A 21765-nucleotide genomic window follows, 5' to 3' on the forward strand; every position below is an offset into this window, starting at 1 on the left:
AGCACATTGAATGTACCGCAGCCTTTACTAACGATCGTCATTCCGTGTTATAACGAAGAGGAAGTGTTTTCAGAAACAGCGAGGCGGCTGACCGCCGTGTTATGCGATTTGGCGGAGGAAAAATTGATTTCAGCCGACAGCAAGCTGCTCTTCGTTGATGACGGATCAAAAGACCGGACATGGTCATTGATCGCCATGGAAAGTACCAAAAACCATTATGTAACAGGCTTGAAATTGGCCCGGAATACGGGACATCAAAAGGCGCTTTTGGCAGGGCTTGATAAAGCGAAGCAAAAATCTGACTGCGTAATTTCGATCGATGCCGACCTTCAGGACGACGTCTCCGCGATTCGCGAGTTTATAAAAAAGTATCATGAAGGATATGAAATTGTTTACGGCGTCCGCCGCAGCCGGAAAACCGACACCTTTTTTAAGCGCACGACCGCGGAGTGGTTCTACAGGCTAATGAACCAACTCGGCATCCGTCTCGTCGACAACCACGCTGATTTCCGCCTGCTCGGCAAAAGAGCGCTTGAAGAGCTTTCGCGCTACCATGAAGCCAACGTTTTTCTGCGCGGGATCGTGCCGCTTATCGGACTGCGTTCGGCAAAGGTGTTCTATGACAGAAAGGAAAGGCTTGCAGGAGAGACGAAATATCCGCTTAAAAAGATGCTGTCCTTTGCTTTTCACGGGATTACCTCATTCAGTGTGGCCCCCATCCGCTTTTTTACGCTTATCGGCTTTTTCTTATTTTTTCTGAGCGGCATTGCCGGCATCTATGCGGTCATTCAAAAGATGCTCGGCTATACGAATGCGGGCTGGACATCCCTGATCATTTCGATATGGCTTTTGGGAGGCCTGCAATTAATGGGAATCGGCATCATCGGCGAATATATCGGAACGATTTTTACCGAGGTGAAAAACCGGCCGAAGTATACGGTTGACATCGATTTGTATACAGAGCGATTAACACAGCGCAGCCGCGAGAACATTCAAGGGACGACAGCGGTTGGCAGAGAATAGCAACTGACGCTTGCGGGAAATCTAATTGGGATGTCAAGTTTATTTTGCAGAAGGAAGGATGTACAAGCTTATGGAAGAAAAACAAACCTCTGGGCTGACCATTGTTGCCATCGGATCGATCCCCGTCATTATGACATTGGGAAATTCAATGCTGATTCCGATTCTGCCCAAAATGAAATCCGAGCTCCATCTGTCTCAGTTCCAGGTCAGTCTAATCATTACTGTCTTTTCGATAACGGCAGCCGTTTTTATTCCATTGCTCGGCTACCTGGCTGACAGATTTTCGCGAAAAGTCATTATTATACCGTGTTTGTTTCTTTATGGTATAGGAGGGATTCTCGCGGGATTCGCCTCCACGACATTTGAGAATGCTTATTCATGGGTGCTGATCGGCCGGGGGCTGCAGGGACTCGGAGCAGCAGGTACAGCATCGCTCGCCATGGCGCTGACGGGAGACCTGTTCAAAGGCTCTGAAGAAAGCAGGGTGCTTGGCATTGTCGAGGCTTCCAACGGCTTCGGAAAGGTGCTGTCGCCGATATTGGGCTCGCTCATCGCATTGATCGCCTGGTATTGGGTGTTTTTTGCCTTTCCGGCTTTTTGTATTGCTCCAATCTTGCTCACCTGGATTTTTATTAAAGAAAACGACAAAAAGAAAGAGCCGCCGGCCTTTGGGAAATATGTGAAGGGACTTGTGAGCGTGTTTAAACATGAGGGCAGATGGCTTTTTACAGCCTATTTGGCAGGTGCGGTCTGCCTGTTTACTCTGTTTGGCATTTTGTTTTATTTATCTGATGTGCTTGAGAAAGAATTCCAAACAGATGGCGTGAAAAAAGGGCTGATTTTGGCGATTCCGCTTCTCGTCATGTGTACGACTTCATACATTACCGGAAGTAAAATCGGACAAAATCAGCGGCTGATGAAAAGGTTGATGTTGATCGGACTCGCATTTATAACGGCTTCCTACGGGGCGCTGTCATTTTTCTCCGCTCTCGTTCCGTTTATCTCGATTCTCGTCGTCAGCAGTATCGGCACAGGCTTTGTCCTGCCTTGCGTCAACAGCTTCATAACGGGCGCTGTCGGCAAAGAAAGACGGGGATTTGTGACATCGCTTTACAGTTCGGTCCGATTTTTGGGGGTGGCCATCGGACCGCCGATTTTCGGACGGCTGATGGAATGGTCAAAAATCGGAATGTTCATGTCCATCGCAGGGCTGACCCTTGTCATCGGCATTCTCGTTCTCACAATGATCCACGTCAAAAAAGAAGACTCGAAAAAAAAGGGGCCTGAAGGACTGCAGCCGGCTTGACGCGAAGGATGGGAGAAGATATGCGCATTGAAAAAGTTGAAACGTACCCGCTATTTCACAAGCTTTCCTCTCCTTATGGGGACGCGAACGGTTATAAACATTACAGAACACTCTATTTAATCCGAATCACAACGGCGTCAGGGCTCACCGGCTGGGGGGAGTGCGCAGACTGGCTGCCCTTATTGGAAACCGGATTTCAAAAACGGATCATCCCTTTTTTAATCGGAAAACAAGCCACTGACCGCATGCAGATTGTCAGCGTCATCAAGAAATGGCATCAGCGGGCGGCAGCGGCCGTCAGCATGGCTTTGACAGACATTGCGGCAAAAAAAGCCGGTCTTTCGATATGTGATGTATGGGGAGGAAAGCTGAGAGAACAGGTTCCGGTTTACGCCTCCTTTCAATCCTATTCTGACAGAACCGACTGGCGCGAACATTCCCTTCGTCTGATCGAACAAGCCGTCAGCCAGGGGTTTCAACAAGTCAAAATCAAAACGGGAGGCAGGACATTTGCCGAGGACCTGAAACATATTCAGGATTTCCAAGTCATGACAGAGCAAAAGATCCGCTTTATTATGGATGCCAACCAAAGCTACGATTTGGCCGCCGCTCGCAAATGGGAGCGTTACTTTTCGATATGGCCAAATCTTCTATGGTTTGAAGAGCCGTTGCCGTTCGCTGATATAAAGGAGTACAAACTGCTGCGCTCAGCTCTTTCCGTACCGGTTGCCGGAGGGGAGAATATGAAAGGAGCCGGGCAGTTTTTGCCGCTGCTGCTGGAACATGCCGTCGATATCATCCAACCCGATGTTATGCACTGTGAGGGAATAGACGATTTTCGGTGCACCTTGCAGATTGCCCGCACGTTTGGCAGACGTATATCCCCGCACTGTTATGACGGAGCGCTTTCGAGATTATATGCGGTTTTCGCTCAGGCCTGTTTATCGCCGTGGACGAAAATGGCCGGAGCAGACATCGAACCGGTTGAGTGGGACATGATGGAAAACCCATTTTCACAGCTCGTCCATTACGGAACAGTGAACGGTTATGTTCATGTGCCTGACCGAATTGAGGTAGATACAGAGTTAGTCAAAGCATACCTCTGGGACGGGACTGCTTACGGCTAGCCTTAAAATCTGTTATATTTTTGTTTTCCCCTTTCATATAGTGAATAGAGGACAAGTTCAGGTAAAGGGGATTACATCCGTATGGGAAGAAAATTTAAAATCGCACAAGCTATTTTTTTGGGCAGCGTTCTGCAGGGGCTGGGCATGGCAATGTTTTTGTTTCCAAACCACATTCCGTCGGGAGGGGCGGCGGGAATAGCCGTTTTGCTCAATTTTTGGTTTCAGGTCCCGCACGGTTTAACGGTTTGGGCCGTCAACTTTTCTCTGCTCCTGACAGCCGTCAAATGGCTTGAACCGGTAACGGTCGTCGGAACGATGGCATCGATTACGATGACGTCCGTGTCGGTGCAGATCTTTGAATCTCTTTTTCCTGCGATGACGACCAGTAACATTTGGCTGGATTTATTTTACGGTGCTGTTCTGTTAGGAACCGGCGTCGGCATTTTATATAAATACAACATTTCAAACGGGGGATTCGGCGCCCTGGCTTTGATGATTTCTATATACCGCGGGGGAAAGCCGGGAACCGCTTTGTTTTTGATGAACGCCTTCATCTTTCTGCTGACAGCATCGGTTATCGCCTGGGGGATCGTCATTCAAGCGCTCGTCTGCCAATGGATTTCAACAAAGATCATCGATGCGATCTATCAGATTCGCCTGCGCCCGCTTTTTATGCCCATTGCAGGCTATCGCAACAAAAAATAGACCCGCCCCAGGGGCGAACCTATTCGAATAAATAAAATGTATCTGAACGAAGTCCAAGCCTCAGCGTTTCCAACGGAATCGCATCTTGAAACGAAATGTTTGCCAAATTCACATTTGGACCGATTTTTCCGATAAAACACGTCTGTAATTTTTTTGTCGGCGCCTCAAAAATCAGATTGTCCGGGTGCACTCCGGACGCAAGGATTTCTTCAATCAGCTGGGAGCGCATTTCTCCGTCGCTTTTGCATAAACCGCTCGTTCCGCCTTCTCTTGTTTCTGTGATGACCTTCCCGGCCCCCGCTTCAAGATCTTCAAGAATATAATCGATCCATTCTGATGACTGCTGTTCATTGCTGATCGCGCAGTTCTTCGAGCCTACCTCGCTGAAAACGCGGAATTCCTTTGAAAAATCGGAGATAAAGCTCGCTTTTTCTCTATTGGACAGGCGAATCGTCCCGTTGGATATTTCGACATACTTACAGCCGTACCGTTTGCAATAGCGGTAATAATCTTCAATCTTATCCTGACTTAAAAACTTTTCAAATAAGGTTCCCCCGAAAAAATATTGCACGTCATGCTGCTTTAGGCAATCGATCTTCTCTTCAAGGCGTTTCGTGATCAGTGACGTCCCCCAGCCGAATTTCACAAAATCTATATAGTCGGCCGCCCCGCTGATGGTGTCTTTAAACAAGTTTTCGGGAACTCCGTTATCAATCAGGATGGTGATCCCGTTTGTTCTCGGTTTAAGCTGCCTCTCGGGCAGTTTCAATTCAGATGAAATCATGCTATTACCCCTCACAATCTTTGACTTTCATGGATTTGCCGCTGTATGTTTAAAGCGTCTCGAAAAAAGGTGCGGATACAGGTTTTGCATCTTTTCAAGCGGAGATGTTTTGCTTATCCGGCAAGGAGCGATCTCGTTTTCCACCCCCTTGTAGGCAGCGTGTTAAAAAATCAGGACTGGTCATATGTTTTAGGATGGGTATTTCCCCATTTGCGAAGTCAAAGCATTATATTCGCCCTCCTTTTATAAGGTTCCATACTTCATGAAGACGTCAAGATGGACAGGAATGGGCCGAAGTTTTTCTTCCTGGCACATTTGCTTTAGGAACTGAATAATCTGCCTATGTGTCTTAAGCTGGAAAAGTGGGGGAGAATAGATGAACGGCGTTTTAACATATCACACATGGAATGAAGACGCCGCAAAAGAGGTCATGGATCGCTTTTGCGGTGATATGGATGTTTTGAAATGGGCGTACCGCACGTATGACAACATCGTTTATGCGTGCAGCTTTGGAGCCGAGGGAGTCGTTTTAATCGATTTGATATCGAAAATAAAAAAAGACGCAAATATCGTTTTTTTAGATACAGGCCTTCATTTTCAGGAAACCTATGATCTGATCAAGAGGATTAAAGACAAGTATCCGGGCCTTGTGATCAGCTTCTTGAAGCCGGATATCACGCTTGAGGAGCAGGAGGACAGGTACGGCGGCGAGCTTTGGAAGCGTCAGCCCGATATGTGCTGCGCCCTCCGCAAAATCGAGCCGTTAAAAAAGCACCTCTCAGGCGCGGATGCCTGGATTACCGGACTGAGGCGGGAACAGTCGGAAACGAGGCGGCACGTCCGCTACATCAACAAGGATGACAAGTTCAAACTGATTAAAATTTGTCCCCTTATTCACTGGACCTGGGACGATGTGTGGAGCTACATCAAACTCAATCATCTGACATACCACAAGCTGCATGACGAGCATTATCCGAGCATCGGATGCGAAGTATGCACACTTCCTGTGACAGAGGGAGATGATATAAGAGCGGGGAGATGGGCCCATCTCGATAAAACAGAATGCGGGCTGCACCAGTCCCGGTAGGAACAATGGCGCTGTTTGCGGCTGTCAAGCAGGGCCGGACCAGGGGACGGCTAAATAAAGGCGCTGTCCTCTGAAATTGATCGAACATGCAAAATACGCGCGTCAAAGCTGATAATCGGCCGTTCTACGAATCGGCAGACATCGTCATCTCCTTTTGAAAAGAATAATGATTGCGGAAAAGCTTACCGCTCAAAAAGCAGATCAGCTTTTTTTCACATTCTTTATGCCAGATGATCAAACGCGCCGGGTTTAAACCCCAACCCGATTGTTAACAATGAAGAGAGAGTCGGGAGGGAACCTTGATGGATTATTTACACTTGGCGGTTGAACTGATCATCGGATTTGCCGCTTTATTTATCATGACGAAAATACTGGGGAAAACCCAATTCGCCCAAATCACCCCGTTCGATTTCATTTCCGCTCTTATACTCGGTGAGATGGTGGGGAACGCGATTTTTGACGATGACGTCACCATTTCGAAAGTTCTCTTTGCCATCATGGTGTGGGGGATCCTCATCTATTCGATCGAGATTCTATCGCAAAAAGCACAAAGCATGAGAGGCTTCCTCGAAGGACAGCCGAATATCATTATCGATAAGGGAAAAATCAATTACAGCGCCTTGAAAAAAAACAAACTCGATTTAAACCAGCTGCAAACATTAGCGCGTGAAAAAGGCTGTTTTTCCCTTCATGAAATCGAATATGCGATATTGGAAACAGACGGCTCGATCAGCGTTCTTCGGAAACATAAATATGAGACGCCGACAAAATCGGATTTAAACATCCCGCACCAATCCGTTCTGCTTCCGATTGCGTTCATCCTTGACGGCCAGCTGAAAGAGGAAAACCTGAAAGAGGCCGGGTTTGATAAAAGCTGGCTCAAGCAGCAATTATCGAGCCGCAACATTCAAAATTACAGCGACGTGTTATACGCAGAATGGCGGGGCGATGAGGAAAAGCTCTACATTACCGAATATTGAGCAAGGAAAACCGCGGACCTAAGAAGCGATCAGATCCGCGGTTTTTTCTTAATAAATTGATTCTTTTGCACCGTGCAGAAAGACTCGCGGTTTTCCGCTGTCTGAGATGAAAGGCCTTCAAACGGACAAAATCGGCGACTAGCGAAAGAACGATTTTTGCGTGTTCCGCATATTTGCTTGCCGTCCAGTCAAAACGCGTAAACTTGACATAAATATCTAACGTGTTAATATACTAACCGTGTTCGGAAAATACGAACAAAATGCGAACAAAGGGAGATGTTAAAGATCAATATTGAGCAAAAAAACGTAGCTTTTATCGGTGCCGGTTCCATGGCAGAAGGGATGATTTCAGGCATCATCCAGTCAAAAAAGCTGCCCGCCGGCCAAATCTATGTGACCAATCATACGAATCACCGCCGTTTAAAAGAACTCCAGAACAAATATGGAATAAAAGGCATCAAAAAAGAAGAGCTCGATTACGGAAAAATTGACTGCTTCATTTTGGCGATGAAGCCGAAGGATGCCGAAGCTGCTCTTCATTCCATAAAACCGCATATTCAACCCCATCAGCTCATATTGTCAGTTTTAGCTGGCATTCCGATTTCATTTATTGAAGAAGCGCTGTACGACAAGCAGCCTGTCATCAGAATGATGCCGAATACGTCAAGTGCGGTCGGCGCCTCGGCAACCGCGATGTCCGTAGGAAGGGCAGCGACTGCCGATCATTCAAAAACCGCAAAACAATTGCTGCAATGCATGGGAGAAGTCTATTGCATTGAGGAAAGCAAAATGGACATTTTCACAGGAATCGCCGGAAGCGGGCCCGCCTACTTTTATTATTTAATGGAACATATCGAAAAAGCAGGTGCAGAGGCCGGTTTAAGCGGCAAATTAACGAGAGAGATCGGGGCGCAGACGCTTTTGGGCGCAGCAAAAATGCTGTTGGAAAGCCCACTGGATACCGCTGTTCTCAAAGACAACATCACCTCTCCTAACGGAACGACCGCCGCCGGATTGAAGGCTTTGGAGGAAAACGGAGGCGGCGAAGCGATCGAGCAGGCGATCAGGCATGCAGCCAAACGCTCGAAAACGATCAGTCAGGAATTGAAACAGTTCGCCGCAGCAAAATAGGGATCCATTATAGGAGTGATAAAATGACCTCTCAGCAAATGAGGGTAGTTGTCAAAGTGGGGAGCAGTTCATTAACAAGCCTTCACGGCGAAATCAGCAGCAAAAAACTTGAAAAGCTCGTTGAACAGATCGTCCGCCTGAAAGATGAAGGACATGAAGTGCTTCTCGTCTCATCGGGAGCAGTCGCAGCCGGATACCGGAAGCTCGGATTGATGAACAGGCCGGTGTCTCTCTCCGAAAAGCAGGCGTCTGCATCTGTCGGCCAAGGATTGTTAATAGAAGCCTATTCCAAGCTCTTTTTATCGCACGGCTACATCGCCTCGCAAATTTTAATCACAAGAGGCGATTTCTCTGATGAACATCGCTACAACAATGTAAGAAACACAATGAACGTCCTATTGAAGCGGGGAATCATCCCGATCATCAACGAAAATGACACAGTCACCGTAAACCGGCTCAAATTCGGTGACAACGATACGCTCTCAGCGAAAGTCGCCGGACTGATAGACGCAGATTTGCTGACGATTTTGTCAGATATTGATGGACTGTATGATGCAAATCCTCGCAACACGCCGGATGCCGGCCTCATAAAAGAAGTGCATGAAATCACTCCGGGGATCGAAGCGTCGGCCGGTGATGCCGGAAGCGATGTCGGAACGGGCGGTATGAAGTCAAAGCTGGACGCATTTAAGATCACAATGGCTTCAGGTATAAAAGGGTTTTTGGGGAGCGCCGGTTGCCCTGATATTCTGCATGAAGCCCTCAAAGGAACCGCACGGGGGACATATTTTAAGCCGAACGCAGATTCGCGCATCCTCAATCATAAAAAGCAATGGATCGCTTTTAACTCGGGCCCAGAAGGAGACATCATCGTCAGCAATGAAAGCAAAGAATCGATCATCGACCGAAAGAAAAGCCTGTATCCTTCTAGTATTTACGAAATAAACGGCCGTTTCAATAACGGCTCCGTCGTCCGCATCCTTGACCAGGAAAGGGAAGAAATCGGCCTCGGCGTCGTCAACTTTTCTTCATCCCAGCTTCGTAAATGGAAGAAGGAGAAAAATGAGGAATCAGCCGCTGCCTCACAGGCTGTCGTAGACAGAGAAGCATTTGTCTGCCATTTGGAACTATCCGTTCCGCTTTAAGGATGAGAAAAGGAGGAACCCGACCATGGCTGCAATTAATGAAGGCGCTGCATCACGCATCGAAAAACAAGCGATCAAAGCAAAGAAAGCGGCAAAACGCATGAGAGTGATCACGGAAACAGAAAAAAATGACGCGCTGTACGCATTAGCCGGGAATCTCGAGAAAAACATGGATCTGATCCTTGTTGAGAATAAGAAGGATACGGATGCCGGACAAAAGAAAGGCTATGATGCGGCATACATCGACCGGCTGTCACTCGATGAAGACAGAGTGGCGGACTTTGCGAAAAGTCTAAGAGAGGTGGCGGAACTGGAAGATCCCGTAGGCGAAACGCTGTCCAGCCGGCTGCTTGAGAACGGATTAAAAGCGGAGAAAATCCGCGTTCCTTTAGGCGTCATCGGCATGATCTACGAGGCAAGGCCCAACGTTACCGTCGATGCGGCGGGCCTTGCTCTCAAATCTGGAAATGCTGTCATTTTAAAAGGCGGCTCATCTGCGATCCATTCGAATAAAGCGATCGTCTCTGTTATGCATGAAACCCTCGCTTCTACAGCCATTCCTCAGGATGCCGTTCAATTTATCGAGAGCACGGACCGGAGCGCCGCAAAAGAGCTTTTTAAGATGAAAGAACATATCGATGTGCTCATTCCCCGGGGAGGCGGCGCTTTAATTCGGGATACGCTGGAACACGCAACGGTTCCGGTTCTTGAAACAGGCGTCGGCAACTGCCACCTTTATATCGATCGGGAAGCCGACACGGCAAAAGCCGTCAGCATTCTTATCAATGCGAAAACAGACCGGCCGGCTGTATGCAATGCACTCGAAACATTGATCGTTCATGAAAAATGGCTTAAGGAAAACAGCAATGCGCTGATCACAGCCTTCAGCGAACACGGCATCCGGGTTCACGGGGACGAAAAAGCCGTCCGGTTCATACCGGACGCCAAACCCGCCGGTGAAGCCGATTGGCGAGACGAATATTTAAGTCTTGATCTCGCTGTCAAAGTCGTAAGTACATTTGATGAAGCCTGCGATCATATTGAGACATACGGGACAAAGCATTCAGAAGCGATCGTGACGGAAAACCCGGAAACGGCAAAAGCCTTTTTCGGCGCCGTGGATGCCGCGGCGCTGTACCACAATGCATCGACCCGCTTCACTGACGGCGGAGCCCTCGGCTTCGGCGCTGAAATCGGAATTTCGACGCAAAAGCTCCATGCCCGCGGCCCGATGGGGCTGAAAGACCTGACGACATTCAAATATATCATGACAGGCAACGGCCATATCAGAACATAAACGAAGAAGCCCCCGCGTATTTGAACTGCATCCCGATCTAACAATCGGCGGTGCAGTTTTCTTCTGGCTAAATTCCCAAATTAAACGATTGCGGGAAGCGCCAGGTGCACTTCAAACTTCATTTTTACGGAAGCAGCCGCGATGAAAAGCGGTCTTTCTTTACACCCTTTCATTCAGATTAGATAATGATGTATGAAGTTTTTTCGAAGGAGAGTGTATGTTATGAGAATCGAAACCGGAAAAACGTGTGTTCCGACCGGCGTGAACCTCAAGGGCACCGGCTTTGGGTATACGTTGTCCTTAATAAGCGGCAAATATAAAATGATCATTCTTTATTGGCTGTCTGAAAATAAGATGATGCGCCATAATGAGCTGAAGCGAAGCATAGGCACCATTTCCTTCAAAACGCTGAGCATCATGTTAAAAGAGCTGGAGGCAGACGGCCTTATCATACGGAAGGAATTTCCCCAAATACCTCCGAGGGTTGAGTATTCATTATCTGAACGCGGTCTTTCTCTTGTTCCTTTGTTGAATATGATGTGCGATTGGGGAGAGAAAAACAGGCAGCCGGATCTTTAGTGCTTCTTTTATGTAAACCAAAAGAAGCATTTCCTGAACAAGGAAACACCTCTTGTTTACTTTTTATAGATTGTCAATAAAAGCTAAATAATCTTGCGCGCTTTTGTCCAATTCGCTTGCACCCGGTTCATTTTCTTCTTCTTCGTTTCCGCCTGGACTATTTTCTTTGCCGTAAAATGCAAAGAACGAACGATAATCTGCATTGCAATACAGGAATGTCGTTTCAAACGGAACCAATATTTGTCCAAGTGTATACCGGTACCTCCCGGTTTCACGATAATCTTCTTTTTTGATTCCGGCAGTTACCCCTAGAGCAACTTTTCGATTCTTGAATTTATCCCCTCCATTTGAACCGTAAGCCCATCCATAAGCCAAAACATCATCAAGCCATTTTTTAAGAAGAGGCGGACAATTAAACCAATGTATAGGGAACTGCAGAACAAGGTTGCCATGAGATTCAACCAATTTTTGTTCTGTTTCCACGTCTATGTTTCCATCCGGGTAAACCTTGTACAATTCGGACTGTATACTTTTCCGGATATTTTTGGAGTTCGTTTACCCAGCGCTTATTAATGACTGATGTTTCTATGTTTGCGTGTGTAACGATAATAAGAGTTTTCAAAGACTTTCCCTCCTAAAAGGATGATTTCATCCTGAGTATAAAATGCAAACTGAAACTGTGTAAGTATGCACTTTTAGTACAGGTACTTTCATAGAGGTAAGTATCAAGCGGTTCCAGCTGCACCTGTTCCCACGCGAATCTTTTATATCAAGGAGCAGTCATTGCCTGTACAATGGGCTTTAAGCTCAATGTTCAAGGGACAATCTTGCTTGTCCGAAAACAGCTGGCATGAAGGACGCACTTTTTTAATATAATGTTAACAAAGTTTTGCTGTTCAAGGATTTTGACGATCCAAAAAAGGGGGGCATCTGATGGATTTTGAATTGACCAGAGAACAGAAAATGGTTCGCGAACTTGTCAGAGACTTTGCAAAACAGGAAATTGCGCCGAATGCTGAACACGTTGACAAAACGGGGGAATTCCCGCTTAAAACCTTCAAGAAAATGGGGGAGCTCGGCCTTTTCGGGATTCCGTTTCCGGAACAATACGGCGGATCGGGAGGGGATACGATTTCATACGCACTCGCTGTCGAAGAAATCGGCAGGGCTTGCGGCAGCACTGGGCTCAGCTATGCGGCGGCCGTGTCGCTCGGCGCTTCGCCGATCTATTACTTCGGCACGGAGAAACAAAAGAAAACATATCTTGTACCGCTTGCCTCAGGCAAAGCGCTTGGAGCGTTCGGGCTGACAGAGCCAAATGCCGGCTCTGATGCCGGAGGCACACAGACAAGAGCGCGCGAGGACGGCAGCGACTATGTGATCAACGGCGAAAAATGCTGGATTACAAATGCGGGATATGCCCGCACAGTCATCGTCACAGCGGTGACAGGCAAAGATAAAAACGGGAAGAATATCATTTCAGCCATTATTGTCCCGACGGACACAGAAGGGCTCACCATTAAAAGCGAATACGACAAAATGGGCGTGCGCGGCTCCAATACGTCACAGCTTATATTAGAAAATGTCCGCGTTCCGAAGGAAAACCTGCTGGGCAGTCCTGAGAAAGGTTTTAAACAATTCCTCACAACGCTTGACGGAGGAAGGATTTCGATCGGCGCTCTTGCAGTCGGAATCGCCCAAGGCGCATTTGACGCCTCAATGGGATATGTCAACGATCGAAAGCAATTCGGGCGGCCGCTTTCTTCCTTTCAGGCGATTCAGTTCAAGCTTGCAGATATGGCGCTGGAAATCGAGCTCGCCCGCAACATGGTGCTGAAGGCTGCGTGGCTGAAAGATCAAGGCCGTCCGTTTACGAAAGAGGCCGCTTTCGCCAAGCTGTTTGCTTCAGAAATGGCGATGAGGGTGTGCAATCAGGCGATTCAAATCCACGGCGGATACGGCTATATGAGAGAGTACGGTGTGGAGCGCATGCTGCGGGATGCAAAACTGATGGAAATCGGTGAAGGAACATCAGAGATTCAGCGGCTGGTCATCGCCAGACAGCTCGGCATGCAAAAAAACGCCTAAAGTGAAAACGCTTACTGGAGGGGAGGGAATCGATTGGCAGAGCGGATTCATTTGACGATCGGTAAGCTGTTGGAGAAAACGGCGGAAAATGCGCCTGAACACGAAGCCGTCGTCTATCCCGACCGCGGCCTCCGCTATACGTATCTGGAATTTGACAGGTTGTGCCGGCATACTGCAAAAGGACTGATGGCTCTCGGCATTCAAAAAGGCGAACACATTGCGATCTGGGCTTCGAATACACCGGAATGGCTGACCGCACAATTTGCCGCCGCAAAAATCGGGGCCGTGCTTGTCACAGTCAATACGAATTATCAATCAGCAGAGATCGAATATGTGCTCAAACAATCGGATGCGACGACGCTTATTTTAATGGAGTCTTACCGGGACACCTCTTATATTGATATTCTTTACGAACTGCTTCCTGAATTAAAAGATTCAGAGCCCGGAAGACTCGCATCTGGCAGACTGCCTTTTTTAAAACATATTATCGTTCTCGGGAACGCGAGGCATCCAGGCATGCACCTTTGGGATGACATGTTAGAAAAAGCGGAATCGGTCGGCGAAAAAGAGCTTGAAGAAAGAATGGATAGCCTTGATGAACACGATGTAATCAACATGCAGTACACATCAGGCACGACCGGTTTTCCGAAAGGAGTCATGCTGACCCATTACAACCTGGTAAACAATGCGGCCAATATTGCGGAATGCATGAATTTAACGGCTCAAGACCGGATGTGCATCCCCGTTCCTTTTTTTCACTGCTTTGGCTGTGTGCTCGGGAATTTGGCCTGCGTTGCCGCCGGTGCCACGATGGTTCCCGTTCAGGAATTCCGCCCGAAAGAAGTGCTTCAGGCTGTTCAAGCCGAGAAATGCACCGCGCTTCACGGCGTTCCGACGATGTTTATAGCCGAGATAAACGATGAGGATTTTGCATCGTATGATCTATCTTCCTTAAGAACGGGGATCATGGCGGGATCAAACTGTCCGACTGAAGTCATGAAAGTGGTCATGGATAACATGGGGATTACGGAGATCACGATCGCTTATGGTCAGACAGAATCGTCACCCGTCATTACCCAGACGAGGGTCAATGATTCGCTTCAACGCAGGGTGGAAACAGTAGGCAGAGCCCTTCCGGACATCGAAGTGAAAATCATCGATCCTGACACATTGCAAGAGGTGGAAAGGGGGAGACAGGGAGAGCTGTGCACGCGCGGGTATCATGTCATGAAAGGCTATTATAAAAATCCGCAGGCAACTGCTGCAGTCATCGATGATGACGGATTTCTCCATACCGGCGATTTGGCTGTCATGGATGATGACGGCTACTGCAGGATTACGGGCCGGTTAAAAGATATGATCATCAGAGGCGGCGAAAACATTTATCCGAGAGAAATCGAAGAGTTTTTATACAGGCACCCGAAGATTCTCGACGTCCAGGTTGTCGGGGTGCCTGACGAAACGTTCGGTGAAGAAGTGTCAGCATGGGTCAGGCTAAAAAGCGGAGAACATGCAACAGCTGAAGAGCTGCGGGAATATTGCAAAGGAAAAATCGCCCGCTATAAAATTCCCCGCTATATTGCGTTCGTAGATGAATTTCCGATGACGGCGTCGGGGAAGGTGCAAAAATTCAGATTGAGAGAACAGGCGCTGAAAGCTTTTAAATTGTCGTGAAAGGGGGAGGTTTTTTGTTTAAAAAACTGCTGATCGCCAACCGCGGGGAAATTGCACTTAGGATCATCCGCACATGCAAACGGCTCGGCATCCAAACGGCTGCCGTGTACTCTGAAGCCGATAGGGAGTCTTTGCATGTGAAAGCCGCCGATGAAGCGTGGCTGATCGGCAAACCGCGGGTCAGCGAAAGCTATTTAAATATCGACAAAATCATCGAAACGGCAAAGAAGGCAGGAGCGGACGCCATCCATCCGGGATACGGCCTGCTTTCGGAAAACAGCCGGTTTGCCGAAAGGTGCAGGGAAGAGAACATCACGTTTATCGGCCCTTCCCCGGAAGTCATCGCCAAAATGGGAGACAAAATCGAGGCGCGGAAAGCGATGGAAAAAGCTCGCGTTCCGGTCGTGCCCGGAACAACAAACAGCCTGTCAGGCCTTAAAGAAGCCATCTGCACAGCGGAGGAGATCGGCTATCCCGTCATGCTGAAAGCCTCATTCGGCGGAGGCGGCATCGGAATGCAGCTCATCCGAAATGAAGACGATTTGAAAAAAGCATATGAAGGAAACAAAAAGAGGGCAGCCGATTTTTTCGGGGACGGCACCTTGTATATCGAAAGGTTTATCGAACGCGCCCGCCATATCGAAATTCAAGTCTTAACAGACGAATACGGAAATGCCGTGTACCTCTGGGAGAGGGACTGTTCGATTCAAAGGCGGCAGCAAAAGATCATCGAAGAAGCCCCGGCCCCGCTATTGGATGAAAGCATGAGGGCGAAGCTCGGTGAAGCCGCCGTCAAGGCAGCGCTTTCGATCGGCTATGCAAATGCTGGAACAATCGAGTTTTTAGTAGATGAAAAGAATGATTTTTATTTTCTGGAAATGAATACGCGCCTCCAGGTTGAACATCCGGTTACAGAAGAAATTACCGGGCTCGACCTTGTCAGGGAGCAGCTTCATATCGCGAGAGGCAACCCTCTTTCGTTTTCACAGGAAGATGTTAAACGGAACGGCCACGCCATCGAAGTCAGAATTTACGCGGAAGACCCGCAAACGTTTTTTCCGTCGCCGGGCCGCATTACAGACCTTCAACTGCCGGAGCATCCGAACGTACGCCACGAGTGTGCTGTTTCATCAGGCACTGCGGTTACCCCGTATTACGATCCGATGATCGCGAAGATGATTGTGAAAGGAAAAAACCGGGACGAAGCCATCCGCATCTTAACCGGGGCGCTCTCGCAATACAAAGTAAAAGGAATCAAAACAAACATTCCGCTGCTTGAGGACATCGTACGCTCTTCCGCGTTTCAAAAAGGCGGGGTGCACACCGATTTTATCCAGCAGCATCTATTGAAATAAAAAGGAGGCGCTTTTATGAACACAGTTGTCATCAATATGGCGGGTAATATATGGAAGATTTTAGTCAAGCCGGGCGATGCAGTCGAAAAAGGACAGGAAGTCGCCATTTTAGAGTCGATGAAAATGGAAATCCCGATTGTTGCAGAAACGGACGGCACCGTAAAAGAGATCAAAATGAGCGAAGGCGATTTTGCTGATGAAGGTGAAGTATTATTGGAACTTCAATAGCGTTTGGGGGAAAAGACATGAACATTCCGCAAAACATCCGCATCAAAGAAGTCGGACCGCGGGACGGTCTGCAAAATGAACAGGTCATGCTTTCAGCCGGAGATAAAATCGCCTGGATCGACATGCTCTCCGAGACAGGACTTTCCTATATTGAAATTACATCGTTCGTTCACCCCAAATGGATTCCCTCACTTGCCGACGCGCTGGAGGTTGCAAAAGGAATTAAACGGAAGGCGGGCGTCACGTATGCGGCGCTCGTTCCGAATGCGAAAGGGCTTGAACGGGCGCTGGAAGGGGACATCGACGAAGCGGCCGTATTCATGTCGGCAAGCGAAACCCACAACATGAAAAATATCAACAAATCAATCGATGAGACGCTTCCCGTCCTGAAAGAGGTCACAACGGAAGCCGCCAAAGCCAAGCGTACTGCAAGGGCCTACCTGTCCGTTGCCTTTGGCTGTCCTTATGAGAAAACGGTTCCGCTCGACCGAATCATCCGCATCGTTGATACGCTGTTCGACATGGAGATTTGCGAGCTTTCTCTCGGGGACACGATCGGCGCCGCCAATCCCGTCCAGGTGGAGCTCATGCTGGAAGCGCTGCTGAAACGCTTTCCGAAAGAAAAAATCGCCCTCCACTTTCATGATACACGCGGGATGGCGCTCGCCAACATGCTGACTGCCATGAACATGGGGATTACAGCCTTTGACGGGGCGTGCGGCGGATTGGGCGGCTGTCCCTATGCCCCGGGTTCCTCCGGAAATGCGGCAACAGACGACCTCATTTATATGTGCGCCCAAATGGGGATCGAGACCGGGGTTGATTTGGGTAAGCTCCTTGCGGCAGCGAGATGGATCGAAGAAAAAACGGAAACGAAGCTGCCGAGCCGGAATTTGCAGGCTGCCAAATCAACCGGCGTTATTTCATAAAGGAAAGAGGGAGACGATCGTGGAGCCTAATATTTTATCCTCCGTTCAGCAAGGCAAGATCGCCGTTTTAACGCTGAACAGGCCGCATGCCGCAAATTCACTGTCGCTTGCACTGCTCGGCGAGCTGCGCGGCCTTCTTAAAGATATCAAATCCGATCCGGCCATCCGCTGCGTCATCATCACGGGAAAAGGGGGCAGGACGTTTTGCGCGGGCGCTGATTTAAAGGAACGGGCGCGAATGAACCGCACTGAAGCGAAACAGGCTGTATCCCTGATCCAAAGCGTGATCCATGAAATAGAAGCCTTGCCTCAGCCGGTCATCGCCTCTCTAAACGGCAGCGCCTTAGGCGGCGGGCTTGAACTCGCCTTAGCGTGCGACATTAGAGTCGCCGCAGACCACATCGAAGCCGGCTTGCCCGAAACGACGCTGGCGATTATCCCCGGAGCGGGCGGGACCCAGCGGCTTCCCCGTTTAATCGGCCGGGGAAAAGCGAAAGAACTGATCTACACGGGACGCCGCATCAGCGCTCAGACCGCCCGTGACATCGGCCTTGTCGAACACGTCGTTCCATTGTCAGAGCTGAAAGAAAGAACCGAAGACATCGCGCAAACGATCGCGGCAAACGGTCCCGTCGCCGTCAGGCAGGCAAAGCTAGCCATTAATAAAGGGCTTGAGACGGACATCGAGACAGGGCTTGCCATCGAGCAACAGGCGTACGATGTGACGATTCCGACGAACGACCGGACGGAAGGGCTCAAAGCATTTGCAGAAAAACGGAGACCGGAATACACGGGAGAATAAACGAAACGGGGGATTAAAGCCGATGGCGAATGAAAAACTGAATGACCGAATCGAAAAGATCATGGAAGGCGGAGCGCAAAAATACCATGACGCAAACGTTAAAAAAGGCAAAATGTTTGTCAGGGACCGCCTGAAGCTGCTTCTTGACGAAGGGCTTGATGTCGAGGACGCTTTTTTCGCCAATTGTCTGTCTGAAGGGCTTCCTGCGGATGGAGTTGTCACAGGAATCGGCAAAATCGGCGGACAAACCGTTTGCGTCATGGCTAACGATTCGACCGTCAAAGCCGGATCGTGGGGAGCCCGAACCGTCGAAAAAATCATCCGCATTCAGGAAACGGCCGAAAAATTGCATTGTCCGCTCTTTTATTTGGTCGACTCCGCCGGAGCGAGGATCACCGACCAAGTCGACATGTTTCCCGGCAGAAGGGGAGCGGGGCGGATTTTTTACAACCAGGTCAAATTATCCGGCCGCGTTCCGCAAATCTGTCTGTTGTTCGGGCCTTCTGCTGCAGGAGGCGCCTACATTCCGGCCTTCTGCGATATCGTCATCATGGTCGACGGAAACGCCTCGATGTATTTAGGATCGCCCCGAATGGCGGAAATGGTGATCGGCGAAAACGTGACGCTTGAAGAAATGGGCGGAGCGAGAATGCATTGCACTGTATCGGGATGCGGTGATATTCTGGCCGAATCGGAAGAAGAAGCGATTCTCTCAGCGCGCCGCTACCTGTCCTACTTTCCGGCGAACTACGCAGAAAAAGCGCCAGTTACCGATGCAAGGCCGGCCAAACGATTTGAGAAACCTTTAGAAGACATCATTCCGCAAAACCAAAACTCCCCGTTTGACATGATGGATCTCATTCTCCGGGTGGTTGACGAGGATTCGTTTTTTGAAATAAAAAAACGGTTTGCATCCGAGCTGATCACCGGACTGGCAAGGCTTGACGGACTTCCCGTCGGCATCATTGCCAACCAGCCACGCATGAAAGGCGGCGTTCTTTTCCACGATTCGGCAGACAAAGCGGCAAAGTTTATCAATTTATGCGACGCCTTTAACATCCCGCTGCTGTTTCTGGCCGACATACCGGGATTTATGATCGGAACAAAAGTCGAGCGGGCGGGGATTATCCGGCATGGAGCGAAAATGATTTCGGCGATGTCAGAAGCAACCGTTCCGAAGTTATCTGTCATCGTCAGAAAGGCGTATGGTGCAGGATTATACGCGATGGCCGGCCCGGCCTTTGAGCCTGACTGCTGCCTTGCGATGCCGACGGCGCAAATTGCCGTCATGGGTCCGGAAGCCGCGGTAAATGCAGTATATGCCAATAAAATAGCAGCGCTTCCTGAAGAGGAGCGGGCCGCATTCATTGCCAAAAAGCGCGAAGAGTATCAAAAAGACATCGATATTTACCGTTTGGCTTCAGAAATGATCGTTGACGGAATTGTGCCTGCCGGATCTTTACGGGAAGAACTCGGCAAACGGCTCAGCGCCTACATGTCAAAATATATGACGTTTACCCAACGGAAGCACCCGGTCTATCCTGTCTGATTGAGGAGAAGAAAGGAGAACGATGATGACTGAAAAAGCGGTTTGGCATCCTGATCCGGAATATATCAAATCAACCCGGCTGTTTCAATGGATGAAGTCGCTCGGTTTTTCAGACTATGCCGATTTTTTGAAAGCGAGCACAGACGATATCGCCTGGTTTTGGGAGGAAGCCGAAAAAGCCCTCGGCATCTCCTGGTTTCACAGGTACGATCAGGCATTAAACACGGAAGGAGGCATCAAGTGGCCGAAATGGTTTTCCGGCGGCCGCTTAAATGCCGTATACAATGCAGTCGAAAAATGGGCCGGCCAAAAGGAAACAGCCGAAAAAACGGCCATCATTTGGGAAAGAGAAGACGGGAGAACGGGGCATCTCTCATTTTCCTCATTACATGAAAAAATCGCGCGTGCGGCCCAAGGCTTTAAACATCAGGGCATCTCGAAAGGGGATGTGATCGCAATTTACATGCCGATGACCCCCGAGGCTGTCATCGCCATGATGGCTGCCGCTAAAATCGGAGCGATATTTTCGCCGATTTTTTCAGGCTACGGAGCCCATGCCGCAGCTGCGAGATTGCGCGCCGCAGAAGCAAAAATGCTCGTCACCGCCAACTCGTTTAAAAGAAGGGGAAACGTGATCGATATGAAAAAAGAAGCGGATGAGGCCGCAGACCGTTCTCCTTCCGTCGAAAAAGTCGTCGTCTGCCGTCTCCACGATACTGCTTCGCCTTGGAACGAAACAAGGGACGTGGATTGGGACGAATTAATGAAACAGGAACCTTATGAAAAGACAGAACAGATGGAGAGTTCTGAAACGCTGATGGTCCTTTACACATCAGGTACGACAGGGCAGCCGAAAGGCGCCGTTCATACCCATTCCGGTTTTCCGATTAAAGCAGCGTTTGATGCCGGATTCGGCATGGATGTCAAGCATGGTGACCGCTTTTTCTGGTATACGGATATGGGGTGGATGATGGGGCCGTTTTTAATATTCGGCGGTCTCATCAACGGAGCTGCCGTTTTATTATACGACGGAGCCCCGGATTTCCCTGAGCCTGACAGACTGTGGGAGCTCGTCAGCCGGCACCGCGTCACGCACCTCGGCATCTCCCCGACCCTGATCCGCACCATGATGCTATATGGCGAAGATTTTCGGAAAGCGTATAATCTGGACAGCCTGAAAGCCATCGGTTCAACGGGCGAGCCGTGGAACTATGAACCGTGGATGTGGCTTTTCCGCCATGCCGGAAAAGGGAAGCTGCCGATTTTTAATTATTCGGGCGGAACGGAAATCGCCGGCGGGATCTTGGGCAATGTACCGATTTTGCCGATCACGCCGATGACCTTTAACTCGCCTCTTCCGGGGATGGCCGCCAACGTCTACAATGAACATGGGGCCGAAACCGTCGGAGAAGTCGGGGAGCTTGTCCTGACAAAGCCTTGGGTCGGAATGACAAACGGCTTTTGGAAGGAGCCTGACCGATATGAAAAAGCTTACTGGAGCCGCTGGCCTGATGTGTGGGTGCACGGCGACTGGGCAATGAAGGATGGGGAAGGGTACTGGACGATCAGCGGCCGTTCGGATGATGTCATCAATGTTGCCGGCAAAAGGATCGGACCGGCGGAAATCGAAACTGTTTTCGTCAGCCATCCGGCTGTGGCCGAAGCCGGGGTGATCGGTGTTCCTGATAATCTGAAAGGCCAGGCTGTCGTCTGCTTCGCCGTTTTAAGAGGAGATGTGCGCCCTTCGGAAAAATTGAAAGCCGATTTATTGACATTTGCAGGAAAAACGCTGGGTAAGGCGGTTAAGCCAAAAGCGGTGTATTTCGTCAGCGACCTGCCGAAGACAAGAAATGCAAAAGTGATGAGAAGGCTCATTCGGGCGGCTTATTTAAACGAACCTTCAGGCGATTTATCGACGCTTGAAAACCCTGAAGCCTACCATGAAATCGCCCGGCTTTCCGGTCTTTAAAATGTAG

General features: G+C 49.2%; 19 protein-coding genes and 1 pseudogene. 18 read left to right on the forward strand and 2 right to left on the reverse strand.

Annotated elements, in window-relative coordinates; translation table 11 throughout:
- The first annotated feature begins 6 nt into the window (after window positions 1-6).
- From MHB78_RS12380 to MHB78_RS12395, 4 genes are all read left to right on the forward strand, one after another.
- Window positions 7-1023 (forward strand): glycosyltransferase family 2 protein, encoded by a 1017-nt coding sequence (locus tag MHB78_RS12380; RefSeq protein ID WP_046131474.1) that lies wholly within the window; start codon window positions 7-9, stop codon window positions 1021-1023.
- 58 nt (window positions 1024-1081) lie between these two features.
- The gene (locus MHB78_RS12385; RefSeq protein ID WP_173427502.1) at window positions 1082-2329 is read left to right on the forward strand and encodes an MFS transporter; all 1248 of its coding nucleotides are present in this window, start codon (window positions 1082-1084) and stop codon (window positions 2327-2329) included.
- A gap of 20 nt (window positions 2330-2349) precedes the next feature.
- A complete protein-coding gene (locus tag MHB78_RS12390; RefSeq protein WP_046131472.1) occupies window positions 2350-3456 on the forward strand; it encodes a mandelate racemase/muconate lactonizing enzyme family protein in 1107 nt (368 codons plus the stop codon).
- An 81-nt stretch (window positions 3457-3537) separates the two neighbouring features.
- Window positions 3538-4161 carry a YitT family protein gene (locus MHB78_RS12395; RefSeq protein ID WP_046131471.1) on the forward strand — a complete coding sequence of 208 codons (624 nt, stop codon included), beginning with the start codon at window positions 3538-3540 and terminating at the stop codon, window positions 4159-4161.
- A gap of 19 nt (window positions 4162-4180) precedes the next feature.
- Here the strand turns inward: MHB78_RS12395 and MHB78_RS12400 are convergent, their stop codons facing one another.
- Entirely contained in the window at window positions 4181-4945 is a 765-nt protein-coding gene (locus MHB78_RS12400; RefSeq protein WP_046131470.1) for a phosphosulfolactate synthase, read from the reverse strand.
- Between the two features lie 376 nt (window positions 4946-5321).
- On the opposite strand from MHB78_RS12400, the gene MHB78_RS12405 reads away from it, so the two are divergent.
- The 6 genes from MHB78_RS12405 to MHB78_RS12430 all read left to right on the forward strand — a co-directional run bounded on the left by MHB78_RS12405 (window position 5322) and on the right by MHB78_RS12430 (window position 11164).
- Window positions 5322-6032 carry a phosphoadenylyl-sulfate reductase gene (locus tag MHB78_RS12405; protein WP_046131469.1) on the forward strand — a complete coding sequence of 237 codons (711 nt, stop codon included), beginning with the start codon at window positions 5322-5324 and terminating at the stop codon, window positions 6030-6032.
- Between the two features lie 302 nt (window positions 6033-6334).
- Entirely contained in the window at window positions 6335-7012 is a 678-nt protein-coding gene (locus MHB78_RS12410) for a DUF421 domain-containing protein (protein WP_046131468.1), read from the forward strand.
- A 276-nt stretch (window positions 7013-7288) separates the two neighbouring features.
- Entirely contained in the window at window positions 7289-8143 is an 855-nt protein-coding gene (proC, locus tag MHB78_RS12415; RefSeq protein ID WP_046131467.1) for a pyrroline-5-carboxylate reductase, read from the forward strand.
- A gap of 23 nt (window positions 8144-8166) precedes the next feature.
- Window positions 8167-9288, forward strand: coding sequence for a glutamate 5-kinase (gene proB / locus MHB78_RS12420; RefSeq protein ID WP_046131466.1), 1122 nt, complete (start codon window positions 8167-8169; stop codon window positions 9286-9288).
- 25 nt (window positions 9289-9313) lie between these two features.
- On the forward strand, window positions 9314-10585 hold the full coding sequence (locus tag MHB78_RS12425; protein ID WP_046131465.1) for a glutamate-5-semialdehyde dehydrogenase: 1272 nt from the start codon (window positions 9314-9316) through the stop codon (window positions 10583-10585).
- Window positions 10586-10807: 222 nt separating this feature from the next.
- Window positions 10808-11164 (forward strand): helix-turn-helix domain-containing protein, encoded by a 357-nt coding sequence (locus MHB78_RS12430; RefSeq protein WP_046131464.1) that lies wholly within the window; start codon window positions 10808-10810, stop codon window positions 11162-11164.
- Between the two features lie 63 nt (window positions 11165-11227).
- On the opposite strand, the pseudogene MHB78_RS12435 reads toward MHB78_RS12430, so the two are convergent.
- A pseudogene (locus MHB78_RS12435) lies at window positions 11228-11786 on the reverse strand (NAD(P)H-dependent oxidoreductase).
- A 311-nt stretch (window positions 11787-12097) separates the two neighbouring features.
- On the opposite strand from MHB78_RS12435, the gene MHB78_RS12440 reads away from it, so the two are divergent.
- Genes MHB78_RS12440 through MHB78_RS12475 form a run of 8 tightly spaced genes read left to right on the forward strand, consistent with a single transcriptional unit; the run spans window position 12098 to window position 21758 of the window.
- The gene (locus MHB78_RS12440; RefSeq protein WP_046131462.1) at window positions 12098-13252 is read left to right on the forward strand and encodes an acyl-CoA dehydrogenase; all 1155 of its coding nucleotides are present in this window, start codon (window positions 12098-12100) and stop codon (window positions 13250-13252) included.
- Between the two features lie 33 nt (window positions 13253-13285).
- Window positions 13286-14926 (forward strand): AMP-binding protein, encoded by a 1641-nt coding sequence (locus MHB78_RS12445; protein ID WP_046131461.1) that lies wholly within the window; start codon window positions 13286-13288, stop codon window positions 14924-14926.
- 14 nt (window positions 14927-14940) lie between these two features.
- Entirely contained in the window at window positions 14941-16281 is a 1341-nt protein-coding gene (locus tag MHB78_RS12450; RefSeq protein ID WP_046131460.1) for an acetyl-CoA carboxylase biotin carboxylase subunit, read from the forward strand.
- Between the two features lie 15 nt (window positions 16282-16296).
- On the forward strand, window positions 16297-16509 hold the full coding sequence (locus MHB78_RS12455) for an acetyl-CoA carboxylase biotin carboxyl carrier protein subunit (protein ID WP_046131459.1): 213 nt from the start codon (window positions 16297-16299) through the stop codon (window positions 16507-16509).
- A 17-nt stretch (window positions 16510-16526) separates the two neighbouring features.
- A complete protein-coding gene (locus MHB78_RS12460; protein WP_046131458.1) occupies window positions 16527-17438 on the forward strand; it encodes a hydroxymethylglutaryl-CoA lyase in 912 nt (303 codons plus the stop codon).
- Between the two features lie 19 nt (window positions 17439-17457).
- Window positions 17458-18240 carry an enoyl-CoA hydratase gene (locus MHB78_RS12465; RefSeq protein ID WP_046131457.1) on the forward strand — a complete coding sequence of 261 codons (783 nt, stop codon included), beginning with the start codon at window positions 17458-17460 and terminating at the stop codon, window positions 18238-18240.
- 22 nt (window positions 18241-18262) lie between these two features.
- On the forward strand, window positions 18263-19789 hold the full coding sequence (locus MHB78_RS12470; RefSeq protein WP_046131456.1) for an acyl-CoA carboxylase subunit beta: 1527 nt from the start codon (window positions 18263-18265) through the stop codon (window positions 19787-19789).
- A 25-nt stretch (window positions 19790-19814) separates the two neighbouring features.
- The gene (locus MHB78_RS12475; protein ID WP_046131455.1) at window positions 19815-21758 is read left to right on the forward strand and encodes an AMP-binding protein; all 1944 of its coding nucleotides are present in this window, start codon (window positions 19815-19817) and stop codon (window positions 21756-21758) included.
- Window positions 21759-21765 lie beyond the last annotated feature (7 nt).

Source organism: Bacillus sp. FSL K6-0138 (assembly GCF_037982765.1).
Taxonomy (GTDB): domain Bacteria; phylum Bacillota; class Bacilli; order Bacillales; family Bacillaceae; genus Bacillus; species Bacillus glycinifermentans.

Bases quoted from the DNA above. Each gene is read 5' to 3' on its own strand.
- MHB78_RS12390 (WP_046131472.1), top strand. From the start codon at position 2,350: ATGCGCATTGAAAAAGTTGAAACGTACCCGCTATTTCACAAGCTTTCC.
- MHB78_RS12455 (WP_046131459.1), top strand. From the start codon at position 16,297: ATGAACACAGTTGTCATCAATATGGCGGGTAATATATGGAAGATTTTA.
- proB (WP_046131466.1), top strand. From the start codon at position 8,167: ATGACCTCTCAGCAAATGAGGGTAGTTGTCAAAGTGGGGAGCAGTTCA.
- proC (WP_046131467.1), top strand. From the start codon at position 7,289: ATGTTAAAGATCAATATTGAGCAAAAAAACGTAGCTTTTATCGGTGCC.
- MHB78_RS12475 (WP_046131455.1), top strand. From the start codon at position 19,815: ATGACTGAAAAAGCGGTTTGGCATCCTGATCCGGAATATATCAAATCA.
- MHB78_RS12460 (WP_046131458.1), top strand. From the start codon at position 16,527: ATGAACATTCCGCAAAACATCCGCATCAAAGAAGTCGGACCGCGGGAC.
- MHB78_RS12400 (WP_046131470.1), bottom strand. From the start codon at position 4,945: ATGATTTCATCTGAATTGAAACTGCCCGAGAGGCAGCTTAAACCGAGA.
- MHB78_RS12470 (WP_046131456.1), top strand. From the start codon at position 18,263: ATGGCGAATGAAAAACTGAATGACCGAATCGAAAAGATCATGGAAGGC.
- MHB78_RS12425 (WP_046131465.1), top strand. From the start codon at position 9,314: ATGGCTGCAATTAATGAAGGCGCTGCATCACGCATCGAAAAACAAGCG.
- MHB78_RS12405 (WP_046131469.1), top strand. From the start codon at position 5,322: ATGAACGGCGTTTTAACATATCACACATGGAATGAAGACGCCGCAAAA.
- MHB78_RS12440 (WP_046131462.1), top strand. From the start codon at position 12,098: ATGGATTTTGAATTGACCAGAGAACAGAAAATGGTTCGCGAACTTGTC.
- MHB78_RS12395 (WP_046131471.1), top strand. From the start codon at position 3,538: ATGGGAAGAAAATTTAAAATCGCACAAGCTATTTTTTTGGGCAGCGTT.
- MHB78_RS12385 (WP_173427502.1), top strand. From the start codon at position 1,082: ATGTACAAGCTTATGGAAGAAAAACAAACCTCTGGGCTGACCATTGTT.
- MHB78_RS12430 (WP_046131464.1), top strand. From the start codon at position 10,808: ATGAGAATCGAAACCGGAAAAACGTGTGTTCCGACCGGCGTGAACCTC.
- MHB78_RS12410 (WP_046131468.1), top strand. From the start codon at position 6,335: ATGGATTATTTACACTTGGCGGTTGAACTGATCATCGGATTTGCCGCT.